The organism is Haloarcula salinisoli, from assembly GCF_019599405.1.
Classification (GTDB): domain Archaea; phylum Halobacteriota; class Halobacteria; order Halobacteriales; family Haloarculaceae; genus Haloarcula; species Haloarcula salinisoli.
This window is the reverse complement of sequence record NZ_RKLQ01000001.1, coordinates 732546-749428: the sequence shown is the minus strand read 5'-3', so window position 1 is coordinate 749428 and position 16883 is coordinate 732546. Positions and strand designations below refer to the sequence as shown.

Here is a 16883-nt window from a genome sequence, read left to right as displayed (position 1 = left end):
CGACGCGGTTTACTAGCTCCGCTCTATCTGCCAGTCGATGGTAATTGACCCGGTGGAAGACGTGGAGTTGTCGCGCACGAACAGCTCTCGCTGGGCGTTGTTGTTGGCGAACTTCCAGTAGAATTCCGGCTCGTGGCCGGCGTTCTGTTTTTCATTTTGGACGGCCCACCCGGCTCCTTCGTGGGGGCCACGGACCCTCTCTTCGGGTTTCCCCGCGAACTGATTAGCCTGAGTGTCTCCGCCAGCAGAGAGCTCCGTCGTCCCCTCGCGGTAGAGTTGCCAGCCGTCTGGGTAGACAATCCCCTGCCAGCTCGGGTCTGGATACTCAACAGGGCCAGGCAGCATAGTCTCACGCGGAACGACAATCGGGTTCGAAGGGCTTGAATCGTCGTTCAGGGCTATTGCTTTTGCGCTGGTCTCGTCCCCGATATCGTTGTTAATCGGCATGATGTACCCCCGAGTGATATTGTCTATTTTGACGAGAGGGGCTCCGGTCTTGTTTGTCTTGATGTAGGCATTCGGCGATATGTAGAGGCCATAGCAGTTCTTGGCGTACACCTTCGGCGTTCCCGTGCCGTCTTGGTCCTCCATACGGTCCAACTCTGCCCCCGAGCCGATATTGAGATATGCCTCAGAGTTGTCGAGATATATCATGCCGTCGCCGCCGACACCCTCGATGCGGCCGTTGAAGGTTATCGTGTCGGCGTCAGTCGAGTCAATCCGAACCCCACTGTTGAATCCATTTGTACTGGTTTTAGAGTACGTCCCGTTATTGTGACCCAGGACTATTTCGCCGGGGTTACTCTTTTCTGCGTCGTAGTCGTCGCGGAAGACCCACACGTCCGTGTTCGGGGTTTCGTAGTAGTTTTGATACGTCGTGTGGTCAACAAAAGAGTTGAAACAGCGCGTGTTGAAGACAAATGCACCCTTTGGGTTTGGCACATCATCATTATCAGAGTTGCCTGTAGTGTCAAAATCCTTGAGCAAGATGTCTTTCATGTAGAAGCCGCCAAGGAAGTTTAATTCAATACCGCCGATGTTGTTCGGACTGCCGCTGGTCGCCCCATCAAGCACGAAACCCCCAAACCACGTTCCCTGTAGTGCAACGGTCTTCCCGTTTTTTTTGTCGCCCCGAACCTCCATCGTCATCTCACCCTGCGGGACGTTGCACTGTATGGCTGAGTGGCCTCCGCCGCCGAAACCCCAACCTCGCGGCAGGACGGTCCCCTCGCCTTTGCCGCTCCCGAATTTAATCGGCTGCGTGATTGTGAGGATATTGCCGTCCGGGTCGTAGGGGCTAAAGTAGACAAAACCGATGTTATGGCCAATCATGTTGGCCACGAGTTTCTTGTTGACATCATCGATGGCACTCCCAGCATCCGTGTAGTCTCTCGGGTCCACGGTGAGTTGATACCCGTTTGTGACGCCGACGATGTAGCCGTCACGGAGCGATTGCGTGATGGAGTTGCCAGCATCGGGTCCCGTGAGGGAGTCAGTAGTGATACTGTCTGCCCGAAGCTCGCCGGCACGGACGTCAAGGGGAGCCGCATCGGAGCCCAGGTCGTATCCGTCGTCAGACTGCTTTATGTCGGCGCTCGTGGAGCCGACCGATGCGAGACCGGCCAGCCCGGCGACGGCACCCAGAGCTGTCCGCCGAGAGATGGCTGGGCGACCGCTGTCGTCGAGGGCAGCCCGGAGCGCTTCGTTTTCCGCTTCGAGTCGGTCGAGTCGCGATTCCATCTCCGCAAGTCGACTATCAGGGGAGGATTGAGGCATGTAGAGTGTATCGACTGTCTTTCTTTTAGATTCTTTCATATGAAAATATGTCCGTCGTCGGTACAGCTGTCGACGCAATGTTGATGCTGGAACCGCGGTCCTCTGTGCTCGCTCTCCGCGTCGATATGGTTGATTTATGTTCCCAGCGTCCCGTTGCCCTCGTCGATCGAGTCCGCACCACGGGAGTCACGCCGACCATCTTTGTCACTGTCGTATATGCTCGTGACGGAACGGCCACCGAGGGCGGTTGCTGATGTCGCCGTATAAAGATAGGACAGCCAAGCGGTCTCACGAACGGTACCGTCGGACAGGACAGAGACAGCAGTTATTTATCCCCGAAATCCTAAGCCGCGCACATGACTCGGAGACGCGCCGGTCTGGTCGCGCTGTTCGGCGCTGCGTTGCTCGCGCTTGCCGCCGAACCCGTCGCCGCACAGCCATCGGCCTCCACGACGGTCGAGCAGATCTGGAACCTCAACATGAATCTGCTCTACGTGGCCATCCCGATCACCGTGCTGGTCGAGGGGATTCTCATCTACACCGTCTGGAAGTTCCGCAAGCAAGAGGAGCCGCTGCCGACGATGGAGAACCGGCGACTGGAGATCACCTGGACGGTCGCGACGGCCGTCATCCTCCTGTTCGTCGGCATCGCGTCCTACCAGGTGCTGGCCAGCCCCTTCGTGACGGCCGAATCGACCAATCAGGCGGACCTCCAGACCGAGGAGGTCGAGCACATCGAGGTCGAAGCGTACCGCTACGGCTGGACGTTCTACTACAACGGCTCCAGTTTCGACCAGTCGACGGCGGTGAGTTCCACGGGCACGCTCCGGTTGCCGGCCAATCAGGAAGTGAACTTGCGGGTCACGTCCACCGACTGGCTCCACGCGTTCCACGTGCCCAGCCTCGGGCTGAAGGCCGACGCCTTCCCGGGCCAGTACAACCAGCTCCGGACCGTCCCGACGGAGACGGGCACCTACCAGCTCTACTGTGCGGAGTACTGTGGCTCGGGCCACTCCAAGATGCTCGGGACCGTCCAGGTGATGCCACAGGACGAGTACGACCAGTGGATACAGGATCAGCAGTCCTCGAGTAGCGGAAACGAGACCAGCAGTGACAACAGCACGGCCGACAACAGTACGTCGGGCACGGCGACCCCGACGCCCACTCCGGCCTGATACGTTTTCCTCGAGCTGTTTTTCCGGTACCGTTAGGCCGCGACCGACCCTTTCGGCACTATGGAGTACTTCGAAGCGCTTGCCGTCGGAGACACCGACAGCTTTGGCGAGTACGAGGTCACAGCCGAGGAGGTGACGAGCTTCGCGGGGCAGTACGACCCACAGCCGATACACACCGACCCGGAGGCCGCAGCGGCGTCGATGTTCGGCGAGCTGGTCGCCAGCGGCTGGCACACGGCTGCGATGACGATGCGGCTCCTGGTCGATGGCTGGCTGACCGACTCCCGAGCGCTGGGGGCACTCGGTGTCGATTCGCTCCGGTGGCCCGAGCCGGTCCGCCCCGGCGACAGGCTCTCGGTCAGTACGGAGATTCGCGAGAAAGAGCCGTTCGACGATGATCGCGGCAGGGTCGCCATCGAGGTGACGACGACGACACAGCGCGGTGACACCGTCCTCTCGATGGTGGCCCAGGTCCTGTGGGAACGACGTTAGCTACAGATGTTGACCGTCGCGTAGACAGAGCCGGTGTTCGTGACGGTGACGCCGACGCCGATACGGCCGGCGTTAGGGAGGAGTAGCCGGTCCTCGAAAACCGGGGTCGACAGCCAGTCTTCGGTCAGCGCGTTACCGACCTCGGTGTCGTTCTCGTTGAACCGCTGAGTCCCGTTGTCGGGGTAGTTCTGCCCGGCGTAGGTCCGCCCGATGACCTCCAGATCGTTGTTATCGGCGTTCTCGATGTAGCTCTCGACCTGGAACTGACAGGTGTCATAGAGGCCGTATTGCTCGTATCGTTCGGTGCTGGTGAGGCCGTCTATCGTGTGTCTGACGAGGCCGGCGTCCGCCATGGCGTCGCTGTGACTACCTGCCATAAGGCGCAGGTCCTCGGCCGTGCTGCCGGTGGTCGAGAGCCGCTCTAACCCTTCTGCCTCGCGGGCGTCGTTGATGCTCTCGACGACACTGGCACTGATGTTGCGTTCGTTGAACTCACGCGGTGGAATCGTTTCGCGCTCGACGATATCTTCGTCGTCGACGTCACTGTCGTCCGACGGTTCGGTCGTCGAGTCGGACCCGGAGGGCGTCGAAGTGACCTGTGTGTCGGTTGTCTCTGGGCTCGTCTCCGAGGCTTCTGGGCCGTCGGGCCCCTCCTCGGATAGCCCGCCGACCTGCATCCCGACGAAGACCCCTGTTCCGAACACGGCAAACAGCACGACTGCGGCTAGACTGAGGAAGGCTTTGTTGACCATCTGGCCCCGACTTGTATGCACAATCATGTAAGTGTATACCTTCCCCGGGACCGTCGGAAAAGCACTTAACTCAGGGGTGGCGACTGTCCGACATGGTCGAGAACGTCATCTGGCCGGTCGCGTTCGACGCGGAGCGCTCGCGCAGCGAGGGACGTCGCGTCCCCAGCGACCTGGCGGTGACAGAGCCGACGGTCGACGAGATAGCGAAGGCAGTCCAGCAGGTGGGCTACGACGCCGTCATCGAACGGGACAAGACGTACCCCCGCGAACGCGAACAGCGCGGCCGCGTGGTCGTCAAGGACGCCGACGACGCCACGAAGACCGACTTGCTGGGCGCCGTCGCCGCCTACGTCCAGGTGCTGCGCGAATGAGGCGCGTGGGCTCGGTCGAGCGGCTGGCACAGGGGCTGGCCGTGGTCCGGGCCACCGACGAGAGCTACGCCGACATCGGCACGCGAGTCGTCGACGACGAGCTCACGTCGGTCGGCGAGGTCGTCGACGTGTTCGGGCCGGTCGAGCAACCCTACATGGCTGTTTCGCCGAGCAGTGGGGTCCACCTCCCGGCGCTGCTGGGGTCGCCGCTGTACGCGCGATGACGGACAGCCGTGTGGCTGGGTCCCATCAGAGCAGTCCGTAACGCTGAAATCCGGCCCTGTGCGACGGATGGCATGGACAGACGCTGGCGTGCCGTCGCCGGGTGTACGCTCATCGGATTTATATTCCTGTTCGTCCAGGTGGGCGCACTCGCCTTGGTCGAGCCGTTCAAGACGGCCGGCTACCAGGCCGTCGAGGACCCGTCGGACCCGACCAACAGCATCGTCTACGTCGGTGCCATCCTCCTGGCAACGGGCGGGATGTTGCTCGCGTTCAAATACGACGCCGACCAGCTCATCCGCGGACTCATCGTCTTCTCCAGCGCGTGGCTCTCGCTGTACATCTTCCGCCTGGTCGCGCCGCCGGTGTACGTCGGTGGCTTCAACGTCGTCGCCCTCGCCCTGGCGACGCTGCTGGGCGTCGCACTGCTCGTGTACCCGGAGTGGTACGTCATCGATACCGCCGGCGCGGTGATGGGCGCGGCCGCGGCCGGCCTCTTTGGCATCAGCTTCGGTATCCTCCCCGCCCTGCTGTTGCTGTCGGTACTCGCGGTGTACGACGCTATCAGCGTGTACGGTACCGAACATATGTTGACACTCGCCTCGGGAGTGATGGACCTCAGAGTCCCCGTTGTGCTCGTGATTCCCCTGTCGCTGTCGTACTCCTTCCTCGACGCGACGACACCGGACCCGGCGGGCGAAGACGGGGAGACGGCTGAAACGGACGACGGTGGAGCGTCCGAGACTGGGGACGACGAAGCGGACGAGACGGGAGCCGACGACGCGGCGCCGGCGACGGACGCGGAACCGGCCGACGACGAGATGCACCAGGGACCCCTAGAGCGGGACGCACTCTTTATCGGCCTCGGCGACGCCATCATCCCGGCTATCCTCGTCGCCAGTGCCGCCTTCTTCGCGCCCGCGGGCGTGCGAACAGTCTTGGGCGTGCCACTCCCGGCGGTCACGGCCATGGTCGGAACCTTCCTCGGCCTCGCGGTGTTGCTGTGGCTGGTACTCAAAGGTCGTGCGCACGCGGGACTCCCACTTCTGAACGGCGGCACTATCGCGGGCTACCTGCTGGGAGCGGTGGTGGCCGGCATCGGCCTCGTGGAAGCGCTCGGACTGACACCGTACGTCTAGCGGTCCATCGCCTCGCTCGCGGGCGCGAAGTCGATCTCCTCGCCGACGCCCGCCTCGACGGCGCGGTCGTACAGCATCTTGCCCGCGGCCACGGTCTCGATAGCCGTCCCGCCGGAGTCAAAGACGGTGATATCGTCGGGCGACTCCCGTCCGGGTGCATCGCCGACGAGCACCTCGCCGAGTTCGGCGTGGACGTGGTCCTCGTCGACGACCCCCTCCTCTACGGCGTGGATGAACGACCCGGCGTCCTGTGTGACACGGGCGCGGAGGTCGGGGACGTAGGTCGCCCGCTCGATGGTCGTCGTATCGAGTTCGCGTTTGCCCGGGTGGTACTGTCCCATCGCCGTGACGTGGGTCCCTGGGTCCAGCATCTCACCATCGAAGACGGGCTCGTCGGCGTTGGTCGCGGTGATGACGACGTCAGCGCCCTCGACGGCGGCAGCCGAGGAGGCGACCGCGGCCACGGTGGCGTCTAACTCCTCGTTCATCTCGGCAGCGAAGGCCTGGCGGTGTGACTGCGTGGGCGAGTACACCTCGACGCGGTCGAACTCCCGCACCGTCGCGGTCGCCCGGAGCTGGCCGCGGGCCTGGGTGCCACTCCCGATGACTGCCAGGTCCGAGGCGTCGACCGGGGCCAGGGCGTCGACGCCGACGGCACCGGCTGCACCCGTCTTGTGGGGGTTCATGCTCGCGCCGTCCAGCAGGGCCAGCGGTGCGCCGGAGTCGGCGTCGAAGAGAGGCAGGGCAAAGTGGGCGTCCCGGTCCTCGAAGCCGGCGGCGTACGTGTATCCGCCCATCGCGCCCGTCTCCGGGAGGATGGCCAGATAGCCAGTCAGCATCCCAGCCGGGGCGTCGGAAAACAGCGTCGTCCGGGGCTCCGCCGGGGCGCCGTGGCCGCGTTCTCGGTAGCCCGCACGGACCGGGTCGACGTACTCCTCGGGACGAGCCAGCTCGGCGATTTCGGCACTCGACAGAAAGAGGGCGGTCGACATAGCAGACAGTAGGTCCGTCGGCGACTTAACGGCGATGGGCGAGAGAAAAACGAGAGGCGAGAGGGTCGGGGTCAGTCTGCGGTCTGGACCGGGTCGGATTGAACGGTCTCGGTCGGGACGGGGTCGACCGGTGCGTTCACGAACATGGCGTGGCCGATGAGGCCGACGGCGACGACCGACGCCAGCGGAATCGCCGTCGTCAGCGCGAAGCCGGCCAGGACGAGGACGCCAGTGATACCGGCCATAGCAAGTGGGATAAGCCCGAGAACAATGTCGTAATAACCCGTCATGATTGTAAATTATACTATGGGAGAGGGGTACATAAGAGTTTCGCGTAAATCTTGCATAGGATTTTTTGTAGGCACCAGATACTTCTTCCGATTAATATTGGTGCTATTTTCATAAGTTATGAAGATATGGGCGAGTGGTCGACGCCAAAACCCAGACGACGAGATTGTCGATATACTGACGTAGAAGCGCTCGTGACCGCATTTCGTTCTGATACCTATTGTGGGTATAACCCACACCCACAGATGACCGCATCGTCCGGTCGGAAACGCACCTGTCAGCGTCCGGCGTATACGCCGTTTTCAGAATGTGAAATCGGTCATCCACCCTTTTGATTCGGGTGCGGACGTTATTTTATCGAATGATAACTGGGTCCGAGTGCTTATAGTCGGTAACGAGATAGCAAGCACTGGAGGGAGTTCCCGGGGTCTGCCCCGGCGAAACCAATGAGTACGAACGCCACGGACGATACGAACGACGCCCGAAGCGAGGAACCGGCACGGCGATACGCCGAGTTGAACATCGGTGACGAGGAGTTCGTCATCTACGACCGGGAGAACCATCAGGCGTGGATCCAGTCGTCGACGTCCCTCGACGTAGCCGACCTCCGGTAACTGTCGCCACACGGGCGGACCGCCGCTGACGAACCGAACAGTTCTACGGTCGATTATCTCGCGAGTGTCACCGTCGCAACGATGCGCCACAGCGTGAGCAACAGCCCGCCAACGAGCACCGAGACAACGGCGAAGGTGAGCGCGGCGCCCCCGGGAAAGAGGCCCGTGGCCCGGAGCGCCTGGGCGATGGCGACGGCGACGATCCAGACGAGCAGGGTCACGAGCGTCGAGTTCGCGAGCGTCCCCGGAGCGTCGCTGGCGTAGAGGCCGGCGGGGCCGGCCACCAGGAGCCAGCCGACGAGGAAGGGGGCAAACGCCCCGGCGATGTGGACGACATCGAACGGTCCGTACGAGTGCGAGGAGCTACCGAGGACGATGAACGCCAGTATCGCGGCGAGGTCACCGGCCGCCAGCAGGGCCGTCTTCTGGGAGAGGTCGATACGGCTCCGGTCGGCCGTCGCTACGCTCATATCCGGGGTTGGAACTCCTCGTACTTCGGTTTCCCGTTTTCCGCCGTGCTCGCGGGCCCTCGCCCGCAGCGAAGCGCAACGTTGGGGTGGGAACTACATGACGGGCGCCGCTACGATGGGTATGGAGTTCGCGCTGCTGGGCTGGCCCGACGACGAGCACCCCCTCCGCCTGGACTACCGGGAGTTCGCCTACGCCGGCAAGTTCGTCATGACCTCGACTGGGAAGGCCGTCGTGGGCGACGACGGTGTCGTGGCCGCCGCGGCGTTCGACGACGACCGGACTGACTCCGATACCCTCTGTATCCGCTACATCACCGTCCGGCGCGACCGCCAGGGCGAGGGGCTCGGACCGCGGCTGTTACGGTTTGTGCGCGAACGGGCGAGGGAACGGGGCTACGAGCGGGTCACCATCGCGGCGAACAATCCCTACTCCTACGAAGCTTCCTATCGTGCGGGGTTCTGTTTCACCGGTGAGGAAGCCGGTATCGCGGAGCTCACCCTCGAATGGCCCGGCGACCGGAGCACCGAGCGGTATCAGTCGGGGCTTTCGGTGTTCAGCGAACGAGACCTCTCAGCGGACGAGGGGGCGTTTCTGGCGGCCAAACTGGACAGCGAGCCGCCGGCTGTGGTCGACCCGCCGGGCTGAGCGGTCGGTTACTCCTCGTCGGTGCGTTGCCGGAGGAGGTAGCCGGCGCCACCGAGCCCCGCGAGCGCGCCTACGATACCGAACCCCGGCCCGTCGCCGCCGGTCGTCGACTGGGCTGTGCCGGTCGGCGTCGACGAGGCATTTTCGGGTGTCGCCGGGTCGGTCGACGTGGGCGAGGACTGGCCAGCCTCTGCCGTCCGGGTTTGCGTCGGCGTGGGTCTGGGCGTCGGCTCCGGCGGTTCCGTCTGCATCTCGACCGTCGGCGGCCAGGCGTCCTCGGGCGGCCACGCACTCGCGTCCATCCCGGCCTCGGCGAGCGTGTCGCCGGTGTAGCGCCACTCGTCGTGATGGCCGACCCCACCCAGTATCGCCCGCGAGGCGTCGGCCGACCGCTGGATGTGGCCATCCAGAGCGTACAGGTGCCCGTCGCCACAGACGTAGATGTCACCGTCGACCACTGTCGGCGACGTTCCGATGTCGTCGAACTGTCGCTTCCAGACGAGGGTGCCGTCGACCGCATCTATCGCGAACAGATACCCGTCGTCTGCGAGGAACAGTCGACTGCCCGCGACTGTCGGCACTGTCCCGGGATGGTCCTCTGCCCCGACCGACCACCGTTCGGTGCCGTCAGTGGCGTCTATCGCGTACACGAACGGGTATGGACCACAGCGGTACTCCGAACCGGTGACATAGACCGTCCCGTCTCGCACAGTCGGTGCCGTTTCGAACTCGTACTCGACGTCGGTCTTCCACCGTCGACTCCCATCACTCGTGTCGACTGCCTCTAACGTGGGACCGCCGGCCACGAACACGGTGCCGTACGCCACAGTCGGGGACGCCGCCACAGTTGCATCGAGGTCGTGACGCCACAGTCCCTGGCCGTCCTGGACAGAGACCGCGTAGAGCTGCTGCTCGTCTCCGGGGAAATAGACAGCGTCGTTCACCACTGTCGGGGCAGCCGAGATACGACCGTCTGCCCACTTTCGCCATGCAACATCGCCGGTCTCGGCGTCCAGCGCGTACAGGGTATCGCCTTCGGCGCCCAGAACGAGCGTGTCCGTCCCGCCGCGTGTCGCCACCGTCGGGGCTTCCCACTACAGACCGATGGGTTCGTACCGCCACTGCACGCTGCCGTCCTCGGCATCCAGCGCGTAGAGGAGCCGGTCTGCCGCGAAGACGGTGCCGTCGGCGACCGTCGGCGCAGAAACGGGGCTGGAGTCGGTCTCGAAGCGCCACCGCTGGCTCCCGTCGCTCGTATCGATAGCGTATATCGCCGACTCGCCGCCGACGTAGGCGGTGCCGTCGACGACGGTCGGCGCGCTGAACTGCTCGTCTGCTCGCTCGAACCGCCAGCGTTCCACGGGGTCAGAGCCGGTCTGCTCCGAGAGGTCGTGGTCGGCCGGTCTACAGCCGCGACTCCCGCTGTACTCGGCGACGCCGGTCGCGAGCAGCCCACTGCCCGCGACGGCCTGGAGGAGGGCCCGGCGAGTGGAACGGCTGGAAGACCGCTGGGGACCGTTGCTCATCGTACGACTGTCAGAGATGTGCCACAGTGTGACAGCAAATGTCTTTTGATGTCGGCCAGCCGTAACGACTCGGTGCCCGAGTCCAGTCGGCCTGCCGGCCGGACGCTCCCGGGAGATTCAAGCGCCTGTCCACACAACGACTGGCAATGGGAAACGCTGACCTCCGTTCGCTTGCGGCCATCGAGGACGTGGCCTTCGAGGACTTAGACGGCAACGTCGTCGCCGTCGACGCGCACAACTGGCTCTACCGGTATCTCACGACGACGGTCAAGTTCACGAGTGACCACAAGTACACCACCGACGACGGCGAAGAGGTGGCGAACCTCATCGGCGTCGTCCAGGGGCTCCCGAAGTTCTTCGAGCACGACCTCACTCCCGTCTTCGTCTTCGACGGTGCCGTGACCGAACTCAAGGACGACGAGGTCGAGAAACGTCGCGAACAGCGCGAGAAGTACGAGGAGGAGCTGGAAGACGCACGGGAGGCCGGTGACTCGGTCCGGGTGGCCAAGCTCGACTCGCGCACGCAGCGACTCACCGACACCATCGTCCAGACGACCAGGGACCTGCTCGAACTGCTCGACGTCCCAGTGGTGGACGCCCCCGCCGAGGGCGAGGGGCAGGCCGCCTACATGGCCCGGCAGGGCGACGTGGACTACGTCGGCACCGAGGACTACGACGCCCTGCTCTTTGGCGCGCCATACACCCTGCGACAGCTCACCTCCAGTGGCGACCCGGAGCTGATGGACTTCGAGGCGACCCTGGAATCGACGGGACTGACCTGGGAGCAGCTGGTCGACGCGGCCATCCTGATGGGGACGGACTTCAACGAGGGTATCTCTGGCATCGGCCCGAAGACCGCCGTCAAGCTGCTCGACGAGCACGGCGACCTCTTCGCCGTGCTGGAGGCACGCGGCGACCATATCGACCACGCCGACCGCATCCGGTCGCTGTTTCTCGACCCCACCGTGAGCGACGACTACGAGATTCCGACGGAGCTGGACCCGGACCTGGAGGCCGCCCGCGCGTTCGTCACGGAGGAGTGGGAGGTCGACGCCGAGGAAGTCCGCCGCGGGTTCGAGCGAATCGACGAGTCGGTCGTCCAGACCGGGCTGGACCGCTGGACCTAGTTGGCGTAGAACTCGTCGGTCGGTAGTTCGGCGGTGATGGTAACCAGTCGTCCCTCCTGCTTCGAGGAAACGTCGGTGGACGTAGCGAACCAGTCGCTCCCGGTGAACTGGGCGATTGCGTCCATGTCGACGTCGTCGGCCGTCTCGAACAGCACGACGATCTCCCTGGTCGTCCTGTCACCGTCTACTGTCTCCCCGAACGAGTACCCGACCTGACCGGCGAACTGGAAACTCTCCGGCTCCGCTTGCTCATCAGTGTATGGGTCGCTCGTGTCCCCACCGACGAACGTCTCGGGACCGACGGGCTGCAACAGCGTCGCCATGGCCTCGCTCGCCTCGGTGTAGCGTGACACCTCGCCGTTTTTCGTCTCGATGAGTGTTCGGACGTGGTCCGAATCGGGGTTACCCGTGAGGACTATCGTCCCGTCCTTGACGCCGAATTCGCCCCGACCGGGGTTCCGATAGACTGTGTACTCGTCGATATCGCGGTCTTCCTCGAACTCCCTCTCGGTGAGCGAATCCGCGACAGCGGTCGCCGAGAAACTCCCGGTGACGACGGCATACGTGTTACCGTCGTTGACCGGGGTGAGCGAGACAGCCCCGTCGACGTCCGCTGCAGAGAAGTCGGACCTCGCAAACAGCGCTTCGTCTTCCGTGTACACGTCGTACACCTCCGGGTCGAAGTGGGACTCGTTCGCCCGGAGCTGAGCGTAATCGATATACCAGAAATAGTAGTGGTCCTCGCCGAAGGCGTCCGGTTCCGGGAGCCACGCCCGATACGGCCCGGTGGGCTCGTCGGCTTCCGCTTCCGTTTCGGTCGCTTCGCCGTTCGAGCCGTCCCCGCCGCTCGCGGACTGGTCGAACTGTGCACAGCCGGCAAAGCTCCCCAGAACAGCGGTTCCCACAGCGGTGCTCCCGGCACGCAACACGTTCCGTCGTGAAAAATCCCGACCCATTATGGGTAAATTCAGCCTATATTTCAATAAAACCGACGGAACAGACGACAGTGCGGCCGGCCGCAGTTGTCGTCCGGTCGGTCGTCCAGACCTGGCTGGGCCGCTGGACGTAGCGGGTCGCCCGGTGGCCGGCAAAATTGGCGACGGCGGCGCGGACCGGTGGCTTTTACGACTGTGCGACCGACCCCCGAGACATGAGCGACGAGTTCAGAACCGAACGGGATAGCCTCGGGGAGATGCAGGTACCGGCCGACGCCTACTGGGGGGCCCAGACACAGCGGGCCATCGAGAACTTTCCTATCAGCGACGTGACCTTCGGGCGGCGGTTCGTCCGCGCGCTCGGTATCGTCAAGAAGGCCGCCGCCCAGGCCAACCGGGACCTCGGGCTCGTCGACGAAGAGAAGGCCGACTGTATCGTCGCGGCCGCAGACGAGGTCATCGCGGGCGACCACGACGACCAGTTCCCGGTCGACGTGTTCCAGACCGGGTCGGGCACGTCCTCGAACATGAACGCCAACGAGGTCATCTCGAATCGTGCGACCGAAATCTACGGCGGCGAGGTCGGCACCCGCGAGATTCACCCCAACGACCACGTCAACTTCGGGCAGTCCAGCAACGACGTCATTCCGACCGCGATGCACGTCGCCAGCCTGGAGGCCGTCGAGAAGGACGTGGTTCCGGCGCTGAAGACGCTGCGTGACGCGCTCGCGGAGAAAGAAGACGAGTTCGACACCGTCGTCAAGACCGGCCGGACCCACCTCCAGGACGCGACGCCCATCACGCTCGGCCAGGAGTTCTCGGGCTACCGCACGCAGGTCGAGAAGGGCATCTCTCGCGTCGAGGACACCCACAGCCGGCTCGCGGAGCTCGCACTCGGTGGGACCGCCGTCGGGACGGGGCTGAACACCCACCCCGACTTCCCCGCGAAAGCGGCCGAGTACATCAGCGAAGAGACCGACCTCAACTTCCGCGAGGCCGACAACCACTTCGAGGCCCAGGCGGCTCACGACGCGATGAGCGAGGCCCACGGGGCGCTCCGCACCGTGGCGGGCTCGCTGAACAAGATCGCCAACGACCTGCGCCTGCTGGCCTCCGGCCCGCGCAACGGACTGGGCGAGGTAGACCAGCCCGAGAACCAGCCCGGCTCCTCCATCATGCCCGGGAAGATAAACCCCGTCGTCGCCGAGTCGGTGAACCAACTCCACAAGCAGGTCGTCGGCAACGACGCCGCCGTCGCGGCCGGGGCGAGCGAGGGCCAGATAGACCTCAACCTCTACAAACCCGTGCTGGCCTCGAACTTCCTCCAGTCCGCGCGGCTCATCGCGAACGGCAGCGAGGTGTTCGCAGAGAAGTTCGTCGCCAAGCTGGAAGCCGACGCCGACCACTGCGCCGAGCGCGTCGAGCAGTCGATGGCGCTGGCGACCGCGCTCAATCCCGCCATCGGCTACGACAAGGCCAGCAAGGTCGCGAAAAAGGCCCTCGCCGAGGGCAAGACGATTCGGGAGGTCGTGCTCGACGAGGGGTACCTCGACGAGGACGAGGTCGACGAGGTGCTGGACCCGGAGAAGATGACCCATCGGGGGATTCTGGGCGATGAGTAACCGGGGAGGCGTCTCGTCGCCGACCCGCAGTCATCGTCCAGCAGGAGACGAGTAGCGAGACTGCGTTCAGCCCCGCTAGTACGTCTCGTACTCGACGCCCAGCCGGTCAAAGTCGTCTACGTTGTCGGTCAGAACCGGCTCGTCGTATCGCTCCGCGACGGCCCCTATCAATCCGTCCTCAGTATCGACCGCGCTCGCGCCATCAGCTTCACGGTCCGCTTTCGCCAGCAGTTCGGCCCCACTGCGTGCCATCTCCTGGTCGATATCGGCCTGGGGATACATCAACAGGAGATTCCGTATACGACGACGTTCGTCGGCCGAATCGATGTACGCCGCACCGTAGTGGAGTTCCCACACCGATGGCATCGCGACCCGCTGGACGATACCCTTGTCGTACAGAGCGGTCGCTCGCTCGAACGCGGCGTCGTCGCCATCCTTGAGGTCGAGCAAGAACGAGGTGTCCAGTATCATTCGAACCGCTCGCGAATCCCGTCACGTCGCTCCCGGCCGCGATCGCGTCTCCGTTCGATAGCGTCCCGCAGTGTGGCTGCCTCCCGTTCGTCACCGCCGCTGATGACCTCGGCCAGCACATCGGGGTCCGGCCCGCGCGTGAGCCGCCGGAGCGTCTCCTCCATCGTCTCGCCCTCCTGGTTGTGCGCCCGGACGAGTTCGTGAAACTCCTCGGAGACACGAATCGTTTTACTCATCGTATAACTGATTATACGAGCGCCGATTTACAGTTTTCGCCGCCGCATGAGCCTTCGGTGTCCCCGGAGTGGAAGCCGAAGGGAGCGTTTTTTGGCCCCCGGTCCCGCAGACGACGATAATGACTGACGCCGATTTCGACTACGAGGACCTCGGACTCGTAGCCGGCCTGGAGATCCACCAGCAGCTCGACACGGCCACGAAGCTGTTCTGTGCCTGTCCGACCGAGCTGCGCGAGCCCGAGGCCGCCGACCACACCTTCACCAGGTACCTCCACCCGACCAAGAGCGAGCTCGGTGAGATAGACGACGCCGCCCTGGAGGAGAGTATGGTCGACCGCGAGTTCGAGTATCTCGCCTACGACACCACCTGTCTCGTCGAGGAGGACGACGAGCCACCCCACCGGGTCGACCGGGAAGCCATGGAGACGGCCATGGAGATCGGCCAGCTGATGGAGATGAACGTCGTCGACCAGGTGAACGTGATGCGCAAAATCGTCGTCGACGGCTCGAACACGACCGGGTTCCAGCGCTCGATGCTCGTCGCCAACGACGGCGAGATAGAGACCAGTGGCGGGCCGGTCGGTATCGAGGACATGCTGCTGGAGGAGGAGTCCTGCCAGCGCGTCGCGGAGACCGACGACGGGGTGCGGTTCTCCCTGGACCGGCTGGGTATCCCGCTGGTCGAAATCGGGACCAAACCCGACATCAGCAGCCCCGAACAGGCCCGTGAGGCCGCCCAGCGTATCGGCATGCTCCTGCGTTCGACCGGGAAGGTCAAACGCGGCCTTGGCACCATCCGCCAGGACGTCAACGTCTCCATCGCCGAGGGCGCCCGCATCGAACTGAAGGGCGTCCAGAGCCTCGACGACATCGACGACCTCGTTCGGAACGAAGTCCGCCGGCAGGTCGAACTCGTCGACATCGCCGACGAACTGGGCGAGCGCGACGCCGCAGTCGCCGAACCACAGGACGTGACGGGTGTCTTCGAGGGAACTGACTCGGGCGTCATCGGCGGCGCACTCGACAGTGGCGGTGCGGTCCAGGCGGTTCGCCTGGCGGGATTCGACGGCCTCGTCGGCCGGGAGATACAGCCCGACCGTCGCCTGGGGACCGAGTTCTCCGACCACGCCAAGCGTCACGGCGCCGGCGGTATCTTCCATACGGACGAGCTGCCGGCCTACGGCGTCACCGAGAGCGAGGTCACGGACCTCCGGGCGGCAGTCGACGCCGGGCCCGAAGACGCCGTCGCGCTCGTGGCCGACGACCCACAGACGGCCGAGCAGGCTATCGAGGCGGTCGTCGAGCGGGCCGAGACCGCCCTCGAGGGCGTGCCCGAGGAGACCCGCGACGCCCTGCAGGACGGGACCTCCCGGTATCTCCGCCCGCTGCCCGGCGCGGCGCGGATGTACCCCGAGACGGACGTCCCGCCCGTCGAACCCGACCCGAGCGAGGTCGAGACCCCGGAACTGCTGACTGAGAAGGTCGCTCGCTACGAGGCCGACCACGGTCTCGACTCGGGGCTGGCCGAGCAGGTGGCCTACGGCCAGCGGTGGCCGCTGTTCGAGTCAGTCGTCGCCGAGGGCGTCGACGCGACGCTCGCGGCGGGGGTCCTCGAATCGACGCTGACCGAACTCCGGCGGGACGACGTGCCGGTCGAGCAGCTGTCCGACACGCACCTCCGGGAGACGCTCGCACTCGTCGACGGCGGCGACGTGCCCCGCGAGGGGGTCGAGGACCTGCTCACGGCCCTGGCCGAAGAGCCCGACCTCACCGCCGAGGAAGCCGTCGACCGCGAGGGGCTGGGCGGCGTCAGCGACGACGAGGTGCGCGAGGCAGTCACGGAGGTCGTCGAGCGCAACGCCGACCAGGTGGCCCAGCAAGGGATGGGTGCGTTCTCCGGGCTGATGGGCGAGTGTATGGGCGCACTGCGCGGGAAGGCCGACGGCGATACCGTCAGTTCCGTGCTGCGAGAAGAGATACAGAAACGGGCGTGAGTAGTTCGTTCGTCAACAATTTCGAGCGATAGACT

At 64.6% G+C, this 16883-nt stretch carries 20 protein-coding genes; 10 read left to right on the top strand and 10 right to left on the bottom strand.

The genetic code is table 11. The annotated features are described in order from the left end of the window. Positions 1 to 12 precede the first annotated feature (12 nt). Complete coding sequence (locus EGD98_RS03910; RefSeq protein WP_220587044.1) at positions 13 to 1740, bottom strand: hypothetical protein; 1728 nt, start codon at positions 1738 to 1740, stop codon at positions 13 to 15. Between the two features lie 392 nt (positions 1741 to 2132). On the opposite strand from EGD98_RS03910, the gene coxB reads away from it, so the two are divergent. After that, positions 2133 to 2951 carry a cytochrome c oxidase subunit II gene (gene coxB / locus EGD98_RS03905; protein ID WP_220587043.1) on the top strand — a complete coding sequence of 273 codons (819 nt, stop codon included), beginning with the start codon at positions 2133 to 2135 and terminating at the stop codon, positions 2949 to 2951. Positions 2952 to 3011: 60 nt separating this feature from the next. Then, positions 3012 to 3443: a MaoC family dehydratase gene (locus EGD98_RS03900; RefSeq protein WP_220587042.1), complete on the top strand. Its 432-nt coding sequence runs from the start codon at positions 3012 to 3014 to the stop codon at positions 3441 to 3443. On the opposite strand, the gene EGD98_RS03895 is transcribed toward EGD98_RS03900, so the two are convergent. Then, positions 3440 to 4195 (bottom strand): CAP domain-containing protein, encoded by a 756-nt coding sequence (locus EGD98_RS03895; protein WP_220587041.1) that lies wholly within the window; start codon positions 4193 to 4195, stop codon positions 3440 to 3442. The genes EGD98_RS03900 and EGD98_RS03895 overlap by 4 nt on opposite strands. Positions 4196 to 4287: 92 nt before the next feature. Between EGD98_RS03895 and srp19 the strand changes: the two genes are divergently transcribed. From srp19 to EGD98_RS03880, 3 genes are all read left to right on the top strand, one after another. Then, positions 4288 to 4566, top strand: coding sequence for a signal recognition particle subunit SRP19 (srp19, locus tag EGD98_RS03890; protein ID WP_220587040.1), 279 nt, complete (start codon positions 4288 to 4290; stop codon positions 4564 to 4566). Next, positions 4563 to 4790 carry an H/ACA ribonucleoprotein complex subunit GAR1 gene (locus EGD98_RS03885; protein ID WP_220587039.1) on the top strand — a complete coding sequence of 76 codons (228 nt, stop codon included), beginning with the start codon at positions 4563 to 4565 and terminating at the stop codon, positions 4788 to 4790. The genes srp19 and EGD98_RS03885 overlap by 4 nt, the downstream gene beginning before the upstream one ends. Positions 4791 to 4862: 72 nt before the next feature. Next, positions 4863 to 5927 (top strand): presenilin family intramembrane aspartyl protease PSH, encoded by a 1065-nt coding sequence (locus EGD98_RS03880; protein WP_220587038.1) that lies wholly within the window; start codon positions 4863 to 4865, stop codon positions 5925 to 5927. Here the strand turns inward: EGD98_RS03880 and EGD98_RS03875 are convergent. Together EGD98_RS03875 and EGD98_RS03870 are read right to left on the bottom strand one after the other, a co-directional pair. Continuing rightward, complete coding sequence (locus EGD98_RS03875; RefSeq protein ID WP_220587037.1) at positions 5924 to 6919, bottom strand: ornithine cyclodeaminase family protein; 996 nt, start codon at positions 6917 to 6919, stop codon at positions 5924 to 5926. The two genes, EGD98_RS03880 and EGD98_RS03875, sit on opposite strands and share 4 nt — an antisense overlap. A 71-nt stretch (positions 6920 to 6990) precedes the next feature. Beyond that, positions 6991 to 7209 carry a DUF8015 family protein gene (locus EGD98_RS03870; RefSeq protein ID WP_220587036.1) on the bottom strand — a complete coding sequence of 73 codons (219 nt, stop codon included), beginning with the start codon at positions 7207 to 7209 and terminating at the stop codon, positions 6991 to 6993. Positions 7210 to 7653: 444 nt separating this feature from the next. Here EGD98_RS03870 and EGD98_RS03865 point away from each other — a divergent pair, with 444 nt between their 5' ends. After that, complete coding sequence (locus EGD98_RS03865) at positions 7654 to 7821, top strand: DUF7331 family protein (protein ID WP_220587035.1); 168 nt, start codon at positions 7654 to 7656, stop codon at positions 7819 to 7821. Between the two features lie 53 nt (positions 7822 to 7874). Here the strand turns inward: EGD98_RS03865 and EGD98_RS03860 are convergent, their stop codons facing one another. Continuing rightward, positions 7875 to 8291 (bottom strand): DUF3054 domain-containing protein, encoded by a 417-nt coding sequence (locus EGD98_RS03860; protein WP_220587034.1) that lies wholly within the window; start codon positions 8289 to 8291, stop codon positions 7875 to 7877. Between the two features lie 121 nt (positions 8292 to 8412). Here EGD98_RS03860 and EGD98_RS03855 point away from each other — a divergent pair, with 121 nt between their 5' ends. Further along, positions 8413 to 8937 carry a GNAT family N-acetyltransferase gene (locus EGD98_RS03855; protein WP_220588027.1) on the top strand — a complete coding sequence of 175 codons (525 nt, stop codon included), beginning with the start codon at positions 8413 to 8415 and terminating at the stop codon, positions 8935 to 8937. Between the two features lie 8 nt (positions 8938 to 8945). On the opposite strand, the gene EGD98_RS21120 is transcribed toward EGD98_RS03855, so the two are convergent. Then, entirely contained in the window at positions 8946 to 10016 is a 1071-nt protein-coding gene (locus EGD98_RS21120) for an outer membrane protein assembly factor BamB family protein (RefSeq protein ID WP_220587033.1), read from the bottom strand. Positions 10017 to 10031: 15 nt separating this feature from the next. Then, complete coding sequence (locus tag EGD98_RS03845; protein WP_220587032.1) at positions 10032 to 10463, bottom strand: outer membrane protein assembly factor BamB family protein; 432 nt, start codon at positions 10461 to 10463, stop codon at positions 10032 to 10034. A gap of 146 nt (positions 10464 to 10609) precedes the next feature. On the opposite strand from EGD98_RS03845, the gene fen reads away from it, so the two are divergent. Then, positions 10610 to 11590 carry a flap endonuclease-1 gene (gene fen / locus EGD98_RS03840; RefSeq protein WP_220587031.1) on the top strand — a complete coding sequence of 327 codons (981 nt, stop codon included), beginning with the start codon at positions 10610 to 10612 and terminating at the stop codon, positions 11588 to 11590. Here fen and EGD98_RS03835 read toward each other — a convergent pair. Then, a complete protein-coding gene (locus EGD98_RS03835) occupies positions 11587 to 12495 on the bottom strand; it encodes a hypothetical protein (RefSeq protein ID WP_220587030.1) in 909 nt (302 codons plus the stop codon). The genes fen and EGD98_RS03835 overlap by 4 nt on opposite strands. 245 nt (positions 12496 to 12740) lie before the next feature. Between EGD98_RS03835 and EGD98_RS03830 the strand changes: the two genes are divergently transcribed. Continuing rightward, the gene (locus EGD98_RS03830; protein ID WP_220587029.1) at positions 12741 to 14147 is read left to right on the top strand and encodes a class II fumarate hydratase; all 1407 of its coding nucleotides are present in this window, start codon (positions 12741 to 12743) and stop codon (positions 14145 to 14147) included. A gap of 75 nt (positions 14148 to 14222) precedes the next feature. Here EGD98_RS03830 and EGD98_RS03825 read toward each other — a convergent pair whose 3' ends face one another. Both EGD98_RS03825 and EGD98_RS03820 read right to left on the bottom strand, forming a co-directional pair. Beyond that, on the bottom strand, positions 14223 to 14618 hold the full coding sequence (locus EGD98_RS03825; RefSeq protein ID WP_220587028.1) for a PIN domain-containing protein: 396 nt from the start codon (positions 14616 to 14618) through the stop codon (positions 14223 to 14225). After that, a complete protein-coding gene (locus EGD98_RS03820; RefSeq protein WP_220587027.1) occupies positions 14615 to 14854 on the bottom strand; it encodes a hypothetical protein in 240 nt (79 codons plus the stop codon). The genes EGD98_RS03825 and EGD98_RS03820 overlap by 4 nt, the downstream gene beginning before the upstream one ends. Before the next feature lie 119 nt (positions 14855 to 14973). On the opposite strand from EGD98_RS03820, the gene gatE reads away from it, so the two are divergent. After that, positions 14974 to 16848 (top strand): Glu-tRNA(Gln) amidotransferase subunit GatE, encoded by a 1875-nt coding sequence (gene gatE, locus EGD98_RS03815; RefSeq protein WP_220587026.1) that lies wholly within the window; start codon positions 14974 to 14976, stop codon positions 16846 to 16848. The last annotated feature ends 35 nt before the right edge of the window (positions 16849 to 16883 follow it).

Excerpts from the sequence above, each read along its gene's own strand:
- EGD98_RS03855 (WP_220588027.1), top strand. The coding sequence starts at position 8,413 with ATGGAGTTCGCGCTGCTGGGCTGGCCCGACGACGAGCACCCCCTCCGC.
- EGD98_RS03820 (WP_220587027.1), bottom strand. The coding sequence starts at position 14,854 with ATGAGTAAAACGATTCGTGTCTCCGAGGAGTTTCACGAACTCGTCCGG.
- EGD98_RS03895 (WP_220587041.1), bottom strand. The coding sequence starts at position 4,195 with ATGGTCAACAAAGCCTTCCTCAGTCTAGCCGCAGTCGTGCTGTTTGCC.
- EGD98_RS03870 (WP_220587036.1), bottom strand. The coding sequence starts at position 7,209 with ATGACGGGTTATTACGACATTGTTCTCGGGCTTATCCCACTTGCTATG.
- EGD98_RS03825 (WP_220587028.1), bottom strand. The coding sequence starts at position 14,618 with ATGATACTGGACACCTCGTTCTTGCTCGACCTCAAGGATGGCGACGAC.
- gatE (WP_220587026.1), top strand. The coding sequence starts at position 14,974 with ATGACTGACGCCGATTTCGACTACGAGGACCTCGGACTCGTAGCCGGC.
- EGD98_RS03860 (WP_220587034.1), bottom strand. The coding sequence starts at position 8,291 with ATGAGCGTAGCGACGGCCGACCGGAGCCGTATCGACCTCTCCCAGAAG.
- srp19 (WP_220587040.1), top strand. The coding sequence starts at position 4,288 with ATGGTCGAGAACGTCATCTGGCCGGTCGCGTTCGACGCGGAGCGCTCG.
- EGD98_RS03885 (WP_220587039.1), top strand. The coding sequence starts at position 4,563 with ATGAGGCGCGTGGGCTCGGTCGAGCGGCTGGCACAGGGGCTGGCCGTG.
- EGD98_RS03900 (WP_220587042.1), top strand. The coding sequence starts at position 3,012 with ATGGAGTACTTCGAAGCGCTTGCCGTCGGAGACACCGACAGCTTTGGC.
- EGD98_RS03865 (WP_220587035.1), top strand. The coding sequence starts at position 7,654 with ATGAGTACGAACGCCACGGACGATACGAACGACGCCCGAAGCGAGGAA.
- EGD98_RS03875 (WP_220587037.1), bottom strand. The coding sequence starts at position 6,919 with ATGTCGACCGCCCTCTTTCTGTCGAGTGCCGAAATCGCCGAGCTGGCT.
- EGD98_RS03880 (WP_220587038.1), top strand. The coding sequence starts at position 4,863 with ATGGACAGACGCTGGCGTGCCGTCGCCGGGTGTACGCTCATCGGATTT.
- EGD98_RS03910 (WP_220587044.1), bottom strand. The coding sequence starts at position 1,740 with ATGGAATCGCGACTCGACCGACTCGAAGCGGAAAACGAAGCGCTCCGG.
- fen (WP_220587031.1), top strand. The coding sequence starts at position 10,610 with ATGGGAAACGCTGACCTCCGTTCGCTTGCGGCCATCGAGGACGTGGCC.
- EGD98_RS03845 (WP_220587032.1), bottom strand. The coding sequence starts at position 10,463 with ATGAGCAACGGTCCCCAGCGGTCTTCCAGCCGTTCCACTCGCCGGGCC.
- coxB (WP_220587043.1), top strand. The coding sequence starts at position 2,133 with ATGACTCGGAGACGCGCCGGTCTGGTCGCGCTGTTCGGCGCTGCGTTG.
- EGD98_RS03830 (WP_220587029.1), top strand. The coding sequence starts at position 12,741 with ATGAGCGACGAGTTCAGAACCGAACGGGATAGCCTCGGGGAGATGCAG.